This window comes from Mangrovibacterium sp. (assembly GCF_041596335.1).
Taxonomy (GTDB): domain Bacteria; phylum Bacteroidota; class Bacteroidia; order Bacteroidales; family Prolixibacteraceae; genus Mangrovibacterium.
Window position 1 is genome coordinate 54795 of sequence record NZ_JBFHIT010000002.1, and the last position, 13136, is coordinate 67930.

The 13136-nt window shown below is 42.1% G+C and carries 9 protein-coding genes; all 9 read left to right on the forward strand.

The annotated features are described in order from the left end of the window. Nucleotides 1-11 precede the first annotated feature (11 nt). The 9 genes from ABZD21_RS01300 (at nt 12) to ABZD21_RS01340 (ending at nt 12973) form a co-directional block, all read left to right on the forward strand. Nucleotides 12-2429 (forward strand): glycoside hydrolase family 95-like protein, encoded by a 2418-nt coding sequence (locus ABZD21_RS01300; RefSeq protein WP_372772278.1) that lies wholly within the window; start codon nt 12-14, stop codon nt 2427-2429. A 30-nt stretch (nt 2430-2459) separates the two neighbouring features. Continuing rightward, on the forward strand, nt 2460-3515 hold the full coding sequence (locus ABZD21_RS01305) for an alpha-L-fucosidase (protein ID WP_372772280.1): 1056 nt from the start codon (nt 2460-2462) through the stop codon (nt 3513-3515). Nucleotides 3516-3793: 278 nt separating this feature from the next. Continuing rightward, on the forward strand, nt 3794-5647 hold the full coding sequence (locus tag ABZD21_RS01310) for an alpha-L-fucosidase (protein ID WP_372772282.1): 1854 nt from the start codon (nt 3794-3796) through the stop codon (nt 5645-5647). 7 nt (nt 5648-5654) lie between these two features. After that, nucleotides 5655-6959, forward strand: coding sequence for an alpha/beta hydrolase family protein (locus ABZD21_RS01315; protein ID WP_372772284.1), 1305 nt, complete (start codon nt 5655-5657; stop codon nt 6957-6959). A 9-nt stretch (nt 6960-6968) separates the two neighbouring features. Next, nucleotides 6969-8759 carry an alpha-L-fucosidase gene (locus ABZD21_RS01320; protein WP_372772286.1) on the forward strand — a complete coding sequence of 597 codons (1791 nt, stop codon included), beginning with the start codon at nt 6969-6971 and terminating at the stop codon, nt 8757-8759. Between the two features lie 65 nt (nt 8760-8824). Beyond that, nucleotides 8825-10210, forward strand: a complete 1386-nt coding sequence (locus ABZD21_RS01325; protein WP_372772287.1) for a sulfatase — start codon at nt 8825-8827, stop codon at nt 10208-10210. Between the two features lie 299 nt (nt 10211-10509). Then, nucleotides 10510-10686, forward strand: a complete 177-nt coding sequence (locus ABZD21_RS01330) for a histone H1 (RefSeq protein ID WP_372772288.1) — start codon at nt 10510-10512, stop codon at nt 10684-10686. Between the two features lie 499 nt (nt 10687-11185). Further along, a complete protein-coding gene (locus tag ABZD21_RS01335) occupies nt 11186-12385 on the forward strand; it encodes an anaerobic sulfatase maturase (RefSeq protein ID WP_372772290.1) in 1200 nt (399 codons plus the stop codon). 177 nt (nt 12386-12562) lie between these two features. Next, nucleotides 12563-12973 carry a secondary thiamine-phosphate synthase enzyme YjbQ gene (locus ABZD21_RS01340; RefSeq protein WP_372772291.1) on the forward strand — a complete coding sequence of 137 codons (411 nt, stop codon included), beginning with the start codon at nt 12563-12565 and terminating at the stop codon, nt 12971-12973. Nucleotides 12974-13136: the final 163 nt, after the last annotated feature.

The window sequence follows — 13136 nt, forward strand, 5'->3', positions numbered from 1 at the left end:
ACCAACTAAGAATGAAAAAGAGTTGTCAACTTATTTACTTAATTATCCTTGTTTTTATTGTAAGCTCATGTAAAAAAGCCAACAATCAAAACATCGATTTTAATGTTGATTTTGAAAAATTTATTTCTCGCCACGATATGGTTTGGGATCGCACACCCGATTGTTGGCAGGTAGCCCCATACACCGGAAACGGCAATGTGGGTTTTCTTTTATATCAAATAGAAGGAGAATCGAAAAAAAATATTTCGCTGCATGTGGGCAGGCACGATTATTACGACCACCGTTTGCCGTATGAAGGTGAACAGATGCTTTGGATTTATCGAACACGACTTCCGCTTGGTCATTTTAACTTCGAATCGAAAGGTGAAATCACCGGAGCCGACTTGCGTTTGAGTTTGTGGAATGCCGAATTAACCGGTACCATTACAACAACGCAAGGCGCGTACAAAGTACATGCTTTAACACATACCCATACCGATGTTATCTATTTTGAAACCGATGCTCAACAAGGCGAATCGGTTAAAATTACCTGGCATCCCGAAGTGCCTTATTCTCCGGTGCGAAGGCAATTGAACGAGGGGAAAGGACCCAACGCTCCTAACTGGGACCGCATGCGTAATGCGCCATATCCACTTCCGCCCGAACACATTTTAAGCGAAAAGGATGGAATTAATTATTGTTATCAGGAATTATTCGATGGCCGTGGCGAAACCACAACTGCCTGGGAAATCAACGGCGAATCTTCTGGAAAACAAGTAATGACAACCAGTATTCACCACAGCTTTCCGGAGCACAACAGTAAGAAAGTGGTGACAAAAAACCTGGAGGAAGCACGGCAAATGTTAACTGATGAAAGTTTTTTTGCCAGTCATAGAAAGTGGTGGAACGATTATTACCCGCAAAGTTTTCTTTCTGTTAACGATGCCGAGAAAGAATCTTTTTACTGGATTCAGATGTACAAGTTTGCTTCGGCTACTCGCGGCAACGGGCCATTTTTAGACCTGATGGGCCCATGGTACAACCACACATTCTGGCCCATGGTGTGGGGCGATTTAAATGTGCAGCTAATTTACTGGACACACCTTACTGCTAATCGTTTGGAGGCAGGTGAGTCGATTGTGAAAAATGTAGATAAATACAAAGAAACGCTGCTGAAAAATGCTCCTGAACATTGGGAGGATTGTGCAACCCTTGGCGCTTTATTTCCACAAGATATGGATTCCGAGAATGCCTTCCCCGATATGTTGGTTTGGCTCTTGCACGATTACTGGTTGCATTGCGAATATGCAGGCGACCGCCAACGAATGCGCGATGGCTTATTCCCGATTTTACGACAAGCCGTTAATTCGTACTTGCAATATTTCAAAGAAAATCCGCTTGATGAAGGAGATGGAAAAATTCATATAAAAAACAGCTGGTCGCCCGAGTATCCCGGAGGACACGGACAAGACATAAATTTTACCATTGCACTCATTCGCTGGAGTTGTCAAACCTTAGTCAACCTGAACGAGGAATTTAATTTGAACGATTCTTTGCAAAGCGAGTGGCAGAATATCTTGGATAACTTGGTTGATTTTCAGATTGATGAGAATGGCCTGCGTATTGGAAAAGATATCGCTTTTGAAAAACCACACCGGCATTATTCGCATTTGTTGGCCTTTTATCCTTTAGCAGTTCTAACACCTGATAATGAACAAGAAAAAGAATTGCTTAAAACCTCGGTTGATCATTGGTTAAAAGTTACGCAAAGCGGAATTAAAGTAGATGCGATGCCGGTAACCGGATACACTTGTACCGGTGCAGCATCGATGTATGCCTGGCTGGCTGATGGCGAGAAAGCTTACGAATATTTAGACATGTTTATAAAACATCCGGGAGTAGCCCCAACAACCATGTATGCCGAGGTGTGGTTTAATCCGGTTATTGAAAGTCCGCTTTCGTATGCCACTGCAATGCACGAAATGTTGTTACAAAGTTGGGGCGGAACAATCCGGGTTTTTGCCGGCGTTCCTGATAAGTGGAGCGATATCGCTTTCAAAGATTTGCGTACTCAGGGAGCTTTTTTGGTGAGTGCCACAAAGAAAGCTGGAGAAACACAATTTGTGGCCATCGAAAGTTTGGCCGGAAATCCTTGTATTGTTCAATGTGACATTGAAAATCCGAAGATTTATATTAATGGGAAAATGGAAAATTCCCGCATTCATAAAAATAATAAGCGTTTGTACGAAATTGACCTGAAAAAGGGAGAAAAGGTAATTTTTACACCTGTTGAACTCAATAAAGCCAATTTAAGTATTGAAGCCATTGAGTTTGGCAAAGAGAGCTATAATCTTTTTGGCCTCAGCAAAAAAACAGAAAACCTTCCGGGACACAAACATTATTATATTGATCAAACGGGTAAAAAGTGGCAACAACCTTCTGATAATTAATTAACTATTTAGATGATAAAACTTTAAGATATGAAAAAACTGATCCTTGCTTTAGTATTGTTTATTAGTGCGTTTTCTGCACAATCTCAGAAAAATTACCTTGAAGAATCGAACGAAGATTTTAGCCGGCGAATGAAGTGGTTTACCGATTCTGAATATGGAATGTTTATTCATTTTGGTTTGTATAGTCAGCTTGGAGGTATTTACAACGGAAATGATGAAGGCCGCTATGCTGAATGGATTCAGGCCAATCAGCAAATTCCAAAGTCGGACTATGTGAAATTGATAGAAACCTGGACACCCAAAAATTTCGATGCCGATAAAATTGCAAAACTGGCTAAAAAAGCCGGTATGAAATACCTGGTTATTACCACCAAACATCACGAAGGTTTTTGTTTGTGGGACTCGGAATATACCGATTACGATATTGCCAACTCGCCCATGAAAGGGCGCGATCTTGTAAAGGAATTGTCTGTCGCCTGCAAAAAACACGGCATTCGTTTTGGAACCTATTACAGCATTATCGACTGGAATCATTCATCGCACGATATTCCTGATGCTGATGCTGCAGAAGTTGACCGCAAACGCTGGCAAAACCCAACACTTGTTGAAGGCAAAAAAGCTGAATACGTTCAGTATATGAAAAATCAGATTAAAGAACTGATTGAAAAATACGATACTGATATTTTATGGTTCGATGGAGACTGGGCAGATTACTGGACACTGGAAGATGGCGATGATCTATACCAGTATATCCGCGAATTAAAGCCTGATATTATCATAAATAACCGGGTTTCAAAACGTAAAACTTTTAAGAAGGATTTTGGAACACCCGAGCAGAATCATCCGGGCGAATCGCTCGACCATTACTGGGAAGCTTGTTATACCATGAACGATTCGTGGGGATTCAAAACAAACGATGACGACTGGAAAAGCCCGGAAGTGGTCTATAATAAACTGAAAGACATTAACGGTAAAGGCGGTAACTTTTTATTAAATGTTGGTCCCGATGGAAATGGTGATATACCTGAAGTATCAGTTGACATTTTATTGGAAGTAGGTAAAATGTTAAAAAAGGAAAGATAAAGACTCTTTAACCCAAAAAGCACAAAGGCAAAGCGTCTATTAGTGCGGGAACAGTCCCACTGATGCTGTATTTGGGTTGATTTTTTCAACCTTAATCAATGAACGATTTGAGCAAGTTCTCTTGTAAATCATTGATAATATGCTTGTAATGTTTGCCCTACTCTTGCACATCAAATCAGCAATAATCTGGTTGATTTAAGAAACCAATTATGCTAGGATTTTCTGATGTTTACATCTAGTGAAATGAACCTGAGATTTTAATTCGATTAAAAAACCAAATGAAGAGAAAAAATTTGTCAATAGTATTACCGCTCTTTTTGCTATTTTTTGTTTCGTGTACTCCTTCAAAAGAAACGGTTGTTCATCAGGACCAAAATTTTTGGGTCGTTTTAAATTCCGGTGAAACTAAATCATTTGACGGGAAATATGCATGGGATTACATGCTTAATCGCGCAGGAAATTACGATCTGCAAATTATCTGCGACGGCGAGTTGAAAATCCCGCTTACCGAAGTTAAAGTTGAATCAGCCAGTTTAACCCTAACTGAATCGCCTAAAAAGGTTTTTGTTATTGGCGAAGAGGGAGCCAGGCAAACGGTGTTTCAATTCAGCAAAAATATCGTTTTAAAGGATACAGGTTTACAAACTCTTAAAATTGAAACGGGTTCGCCTTTTGTGCAGGTTCGTTTAACTCCAACCTATCGGAATACGCTTGGTTTTGGCTCGGGCAAGTATGATGCGGAGTGGCAGAGTATGCATAATTCAGCAGAGAAACAAGCCGCTTTGAAATGGCTAAAGGAGGCAAAATACGGAATGTTTATCCATTGGGGGCTTTATTCGCAGGCAGGCGGAATTTGGAATGGCGTTAAAATGGAAGATTCCGGAATTCCCGGCCCGGGAGTGTCTGAATGGCTGATGTATAAATTTCAAATTTCACGCAAGGAATATGCCGAGCTAGCGGCAACGTTTATTCCAGATAGATCATTTGCTCAAACCATTGCCAGGTTGGCCAAAGATGCCGGAATGAAGTACGTGGTGATTACTTCGAAACATCACGATGGTTTTGCTTTGTTCGACTCGAAATGTTCCACTTTCGATATGGTTGATGCAACACCGTATAAGGCCGATGCCGTTAAAGAATTATATGATGCCTGTTTGGCCGAAGGGCTTGATTTTGGCGTTTACTATTCGCACGGAAACGACTGGAACGACGGAACAGACGGCAATTACGCCAATGTGAAGCAAGTAAATGACTCGCTTGGAATTCGTTCGCATGCTCAGGGAAAAAATACTTGGGACCCTAGTTCGAACACACATGCAGAATACCTTGAAAGCAAAGCATTGCCACAAATTGAAGAACTTTTGCATTCGATGCCACAGTTGCGTTTAATTTGGTTCGATGGCGATGGATATATTACTGAAAAACAATCTTTTCAATTTTATAAAACCATATTCAATATCAATCCAAATGTAATTGTAAACCGCAGAGTGGGGTACGATTTTGGTGATTATCTCGATGCCGGCGACAATGTAATTCCATCAGGCGACGATAAACTTTCAAAGCACTGGGAAACCTGTGGTACAACCAATAACTCGTGGGCATACAAGTCATACGACGACGATTGGAAAAGTACTGGGGAGCTGCTTTATTACCTGGTTGACATCGCTTCGAAAGGAGGAAATTATCTCTTAAATATCGGTCCCGATGGCCTCGGTCATGTTCCTGAACTAAGCGCGGGCGGACTTCGCGAAATAGGACAGTGGCTTAAAATCAACGGCGATGCAATTTATGGTACTACCCGCTGGAAGATTTCGCACGAAGGGCAAAAGGAAACGCTTTTGGAGGGAACCGGGCACCGTGCAAAGGCAGGATTTTCGCGGACCTTTTCAGCAAACGATTTCTGGTTTACCACCAAAGAAAACAAAGTTTATACGATTTCATTGGCATGCGCTGCCTCGCAAATAAGTATTAAATCACTGAAGCTTGCGGCCGGGAAAGTTGAAAATGTAAGCCTTTTAGGAAATTCATCAACAATAGAATGGGAACAAACAGATACTGCCTTAAACGTTGATTTGACCGGAGTAAAAACCGGAAGTAAAGGTTATGTGCTGGAAGTGAGCTTTAAAAATTAGAACCTTAATGTTAAAACAAAAAACATATTATTTCTGTCTGATTGCAAGTATTTTTGCAGTAGTAACTTTTAGCGGTTGTAAGTCGCAAAAAGGCACAAGTCAGCAGGCTGAAAAAGTTCCTGCGAATGGCCCGCAATGGGTGAAAAATTCGTTGACCAATGTCGGGGTTTTTAACGTTCCTGAAGTAATATTTACCGAAAAGTTCGACGAACACAAACAACACGAAAATATAAAAGGGCTGTTTTTTAACGGACTAAATTTCCACGGAAAACAAACCAACGTTTTTTGCTGGTATGGCGTGCCCGAAACGTTAAAGGATGGCGACAAAGCACCGGCGGTTGTTCTTGTTCACGGAGGAGGAGGAACAGTGTTCCCGCAGTGGGTGAAAAAATGGACCGACCAGGGATATATTGCAATTTCAGTTGCACTGGAAGGACAGGTACCCGGTCCGAAAACCGAGAAAAGCCCGCTTGAAGCAGGACATCCAAATCATAAATTGTCAGGACCATTTCGCAAAGGCTTTTTTCTGGATTTGATGGAAGAAAAGCTGGAAGATCAATGGTTTTACCATGCTGTTGCCGACATAATTATGGCAAATAGTCTTTTGCGTAGTTTCCCCGAAGTGGATACCACAAAAATTGGAATTACAGGTATTTCATGGGGTGGAATCCTTACCAATGTGGTTACCGGAATCGATAACCGTTTTGCTTTTGCAATTCCTGTTTATGGTTGCGGCTTTTTACACGAAGCGCCAACATATATCGGCCAACTAGAGGCACACACTCCCGAATCGAAACAATTTTATCTTGAGAATTGGGAACCATCGCTTTATGCACCATTACAAAATCATCCGACACTTTTTGTAAATGGCACTAATGATGGGCACTTTTCAATGAACAGTTTTACTAAAACCTACAAAGCGTCAGGTGCTTACAAATACCTTCATGTTGAACACGAAATGCAACATGGGCACGGTGCGGGCTGGAATCCGGAAGAAATTTATCGGTTTGCCGATTATGTAGTGGGACGTGGAAAAGAGCAAGTGAAATTCAAATTCAATACAGAAAAAAATACGGTGAATTTTGATGGCGAATTAAGAGAAGCTTTTGCTTACTATACAAACGACACCGCAGATTGGAGTGCCAAAAGCTACAAATGGCTCAAAGCCGATGTTCTGCTTTCAAATTCAACCAATACAATAAAAGTTGAATTGCCGGAAAGTGCTGTTTACTACTTCGTTAATGGCATCGATACTGAGGGATTAATGCATAGTTCTCCAATGGTAAAAATAGAATGTAATGAACCTAAATAATTTAATGATATGATACAACTAAATGTTAAACGTATTCTTGTCGTTTTAATGGGACTGTTTTATTCCGTTTCGGTACTTGCCCAGGAAAAGAAAGGGCAGGGGATGGACGAAATGTGGGGCGTAACTTCGGTTACGGAAGATGCTTTAAAGGAGGAGCGTAGTAAGTTGTTCGATGAGAGCAACTTCGGGATGTTTATCCACTGGGGGCTTTTCTCAAATTTAGGTGGTAAGTGGAAGGGTAAAACCTATTACGGCATTGGCGAATGGATTATGAACCCGCGAATGGCCGGCATCCCCGTGGATGAATATAAGGAGATTGCTAACGATTTTAACCCAAGTGAGTTTGATGCAAAAGCGATTGCACAATTGGCAAAAGATGCCGGAATGAAATACATCATCATTACCAGCAAGCATCACGAAGGGTTTGCCATGTTTAAATCGGAAGCAAGTTCGTTCAATATTGTCGATGCCACACCTTTTGCACGCGACCCGATGAAAGAGTTATCTGCTGCTTGTCGTGAAATCGGACTCGGTTTTGGGTTTTATTATTCTCATTATCAGGACTGGACTAGTCCGGGAGCTCATGGCGGACCAGCGGTTGATCGCAACGGAGAACCAGCATCATTCAAAAAATATTTCGATGAAAAATGTAAGCCACAGGTAAAGGAAATTTGCAGCAATTATGGCGAAATTGATTTTGTTTGGTTTGATACCCCCGGAAACATGCCAAAGGAGTATGTGGTAGAACTGGCCGATATGGTCCGCAAAATGCAGCCAAACGCGATGCTCTGCAGCCGTATTGGTCATGGTATGGGCGACTATGCCAGTAAGGGCGATATGGAAGTGCCGCCACGCAACATTCCAGGATTATGGGAAACCTGCGATACCAACAACGATTCGTGGTCGTTTGCCTGGTACGACAATAACTTTAAAAGTCCGAAAGAAACTTTAAACCGACTAATTGCGACAATTGGCCGGGGAGGAACTTACTTGTTTAACGTTGGTCCCGATAGCCAGGGGAAAATTCCTGAAATTGGCGCGAAATTCTTGGAGGAAACTGGTTCATGGATTCGAAAATATCCGCAAGTAATTTATGGTGCTGGTGCATCTCCCTGGGGGCATGCTTTGGCATGGGGTGATGTGACGACCCAAGGAAATTCATTGTTCCTATCGGTTTTTGAGTGGCCACAAGATGGTAAACTGTATTTGCCGGGACTGCAAACAAAAATCGTTTCGGCTCAAATTTTAAACGGCCAGAAAATTTCATATACAAAGGAAAATGGATGGATTGTTTTTGACGTGCCTTGCAAACCTGCCGATTCACCCGTTTCTGTGATTGAGCTAAAACTGGACGCTGCTGCTGAATCGGCAAACGTAAATTCCAATCTTGGAATCTATCCAAATATTCGAACCACCTTATTGGCTGAATTTGCTGAAGTCTCAGACGCAGAAAAAAAAGAAGTAAAATGGATGGAGAAATTTGGCGAGTGGAAACATGTCAGTCAAATTAACAACTGGGGCGAAAATGGCAAAGCAGAATGGGTTGTTGAAGTTTTTGAACCCGGTTACTATTACCTCGATTTAGTTTATAATGGTGAAGATCGTCTGGTTTGGAGAACAACCACCGACGAGGGAGTGATGGTGCAGAACCAACAGGCTGCTACCGAAAAATACCAGGAATACAGCATGGGGATTTTAGAGTTTAAGACTGCAGGCAGCCACAAAATTTCGGTTTCGTTAGTGGAAGGTAATCCGTTGACTTCGAGTCTTAAATCGGTAGAATTTAAGCCCATTCACTAGATCCGACGCAGTCCTGTTTGTCCATTTTTCAAGTGGAATTAATAATTTGAAATAATTATTTAATTATGAAGAGTCCAACTATTCTATTCGCAATTGCTGCCGTGTATTTCGGAACAATTTCATGTACAAAAACTGAAGAAAAACAGCCGCCGAATATCCTTTTTATTTTTGCTGACGACTGGGGATTTGGAGATCTGGGCTGCTATGGTAGCACAGAAGTTGCAACTCCAAACCTTGATAAACTTGCCTCTCAGGGAACACGGTATACGCAGTTTCATGTTACAAGTGGTGTTTGTTCGCCAAGCCGGGCATCGGTAATTACCGGACACTTTCCGGCAAGGCATCGGGTGCACGGCCATTTTGCGGGCAATGAAGTAAATGCCAAACGAGGAATGCCTAATTGGTTGGATGAAAATCTGCCTGTTTACTTACCCCGTTTAATGCAGGAAGCCGGTTATACTACCGCTCATATCGGAAAATGGCACCTTGGTGGTGGTGGCGAACCCAATGGCGATCTATCGGCTCCCCAGCCAAAACTTTACGGTTACAATGAAACACGGGTGTGGAATGGGAATGGCCCAACCTGGAGCGGAGATCAGCTTTGGCCAACAACTCGTTATATGGATAGCGATACGCTTTGGGTGCAGAGCTCGAGTCGGATTGCGGTTGACGCAACCATCGACTTTATGAAACGAAATAAGGGCAAAAAGCCAATGTTTATCAACCTTTGGCTTAAAGACCCGCATACTCCGCTTTGGCCATCGGATGAACAACGTGAGCCATACAAAAACAAAAACCTGGATCCCGACAAAGAAACCTATTTTTCGGTGCTGACCGATGCCGATCTTCATATTGGACGATTGATGGATGCCTTAAGCGAAATGGGACTGGATGACAATACTCTGGTACTTTTTAGTAGCGACAATGGCCCGGCCCATTATCCACCCGCTTTAATAGCGGGTTCAACCGGTGGCTTAAAGGGACGTAAAGCCGATATTTTTCAGGGTGGGGTAAATGTGCCGTTTATTGTTCGCTGGCCGGGGCATGTTGATGCCGGTGAGGTTGAAAACGAAAGTGTGCTTTCAACAGTCGACTTATTGCCTACTTTTTGTGAGTTAGCACAGATCGATCTTCCTGAAAGCTATCTGCCCGATGGCGAAAGTTTTAGCTCGATATTTGAAAATGTACCTTTCGAAAGAACTAAACCGTTGTTCTGGGATTGGCATTTTGGTCGAGTCAGTGACAACCCAACTCAGGTAAATCAATGGCCCGAAAATGCTGTTCGCTATGGGGAATGGAAGTTATACTACAACTCGAAAATAGAGCGAACTGAACTGTATAATATTAAGTATGATCGATTTGAAGAGAATGATCTCGCTGGAAATAATCCTGAAAAAGTTGCCGAGTTGATGGAACTTTTGGTAAGCTGGAAGTCTGGTCTGCCGATGTAGTGTTTTGTCTTCTTCCGGCAATCTTCAAGTAACGAAATAGACAGAAACATAAGACTCTTGTCTGGGAAAGCAAAAAGCCGCAGTTCGTGTGGCTTTTTGTCAGTAGCGGGGGAATGTGGGAACGCTTTCGATCGCATGGTCGGTTATGATCCAACTTCCTTCGCTTTTATGGATTTGTGCCGATTGATGATATTCCAGGGTAGTTTGTAATTTCTCAAACATAATTGTTCCATAAAATTTACTAGTTACCAATAAAGTTCTATTTTTGGAGCGACTAAAAATAATAAGTAAGTTACGTTATGAAAGAACTTTTAGAAAAAATCAATGCTGAGATTGCTTCTTTTCAGGAGAATGCGAATTCTCAAATGGAAAATAGCAACAAAGCTGCTGGAACTCGTGCTCGTAAGAATAGTTTAGAGTTGACGAAGCTTCTGAAAGAATTCCGCCAGGTTTCTTTAGAAGAATCAAAGAAGTAAATCCATTAACTCCCTGCTTGTTTTTTTCGAATCAGGCGGGGAGATTTATTTTCAAGCTCCTGCCTGAGTTATTCTGCTCTTTTCCTTCAAATTCATAGCAACTCAGTAACCGAAAAATCTTTTCTCTACCCGTCCGTTTTTACCCACCGTTTAATCGGATATTAAAGTCCTGATATTGTCACAAAACCGAGGGGAAAATCCTGGCCGGAACAGAAGTGTTCTAGGCTCAATCCAGATGATTGATCCTGCAGAACGAGCTTCCTGGGCCATCTCTATAAGGTTAATTTTCACCTCTGGGAGGGCTCCCATAATACCGATTGCGTCATCTTCATTTTTTGCTGAAATGAAACGGAAACATCCGTTGGCTGCAACTATGTTTCACGCCGGGAGTCTACCAGTCAACCTATCTTTTAGCATGCGGAAGATCTAAGGTTTGCCTAATTATCAGCCTGATTTTTGCTCAATTTTCTTAAGTTTGTGCTTCAGAAAAATCGAAATTATGGCTGCTAAACATAAACCACTATCATCGGTATTAATTAAACCTTCGGGACCGGATTGCAACCTGAATTGTACCTATTGCTTCTATCTTGAAAAATCGGAACTGTTTGCGACCCAGAAAGTTCATCGGATGAGTGAAAAGGTATTGGAGGAAACCATTCGTCAGGTTATGCAACAATCGGGGCAAAGTGTATCCATTGCCTGGCAAGGTGGCGAACCTACTTTGATGGGACTCGATTTTTACCAGAAGGCAATTGATTTTGAGATGAAATACGGCCATAGTCAAACGGTTGGTAATGGCCTGCAAACGAATGGTTTATTGCTGAATCGCGATTGGGCCAAATTTTTGAAAAAGTATGATTGGCTGGTAGGTTTGTCGCTCGATGGTCCGAAGTTTATTCATGATCATTTTCGATTTGACCAGGCCGGCAAAGGGACACACCAAAGGGTGGAAGATAATGCCAAAATGTTGTTGGATGAGGGAGTTGCCACAAATGCCATGTGTTGCGTGACCAGCCATTCGGTGAAGTATCCCGAGGAGCTTTACAACTATTACAAGTCGCTGGGCTTAACTTTTATGCAGTTTATACCGGTTGTTGAAACGGATAAGAATGACCCATCGAAAGCGGCTGACTTTTCTGTCTCGGCACAAGATTACGGTCATTTTCTGAACAAATTGTTCGACTTGTGGCTCGCTGATTTCAAAGACGGCCAGCCGACAACCTCAATTCGACATTTTGAATCGGTATTTTACAGCTATGTGGGCTTGGAAGCTCCTGAATGTACAATGCATAAGGAGTGTGGTCCATATGTGGTGATTGAGCATAATGGCAATGTATATAGTTGCGATTTTTTTGTGGAGCCCAAATGGAAGCTCGGCAATGTGCAACACGATAAGCTGATCAATATGCTGAACTCGAAAAAGCAAACTGTATTCGGACAGGCGAAAGCGGTATTGCCGCGCGAATGTCGTCAGTGCACATGGTTAACCAAATGCTATGGCGGGTGTACCAAAGACCGGATCAAAGATCCCGAAGACAATAGGAAGCCTCGTTTCTGTACTTCCTATAAATTATTTTTCAAGCATGCCGATCCTGTTTTGAGTGATATGGCTGTGCAATGGCAACAAAATCAGCACGACATGAGTCAAGCGCAACAAAACAATGGTTATTACAACGCGTTCAACGATTTCATGAAGTAATATTTAATTGAAATCGGTTGACGAGATATAAAATTTATTGAGGCAAGCGGATCGAAAGCTTATTCGTTTGTTCCTCTTGCCTCAATGTTTGCACTTCGATTCCGAAATAAATAGTCGATTTTGGTTTTCACCGAACGTTGGACCTGAGGGAAAAACATCCTAAAATTTCAAGCCGACATGATTCAACAAAAAGAAATAACACTTCCCGGTTTTCGTCGTGGGTACCATTTAATTACCCGGACCATAGAAGCTGAATTGCCTAATTTGCCCGACGCTGGCTTGCTACACATTCTGGTTAAGCATACCTCGGCAGGAATTACTTTAAATGAAAATGCTGATCCGTCAGTACGTCAGGATTTTGAAGGTTTTATAAATGTGATGATTCCGGAAAATCATCGCGTTTACACACACACCTGCGAAGGGAGCGATGACATGCCGGCGCACTTAAAATCATCGGTAATTGGTGCCGAAATCACAATTCCAATCACTCGCGGACGGTTGAACCTCGGAACCTGGCAAGGCATTTATTTTTGCGAATTTAGAGACTACGGAGGCTCGCGTCGGTTGGTACTAACCGTGTACTCGTAGCGGCTGTTTGCATCAAGCAACTAGGCTTACGACTCTGTCGGGATTAATAAAATCCGGGGGTTGAATCTTCAACCAATACAATTACCTTTTTTTGGAACTTATTACTTTGTCTTTCAAGTGTCAGATGGAATTCACCTATTGCTGAAAATTATTTTCGGTGTTT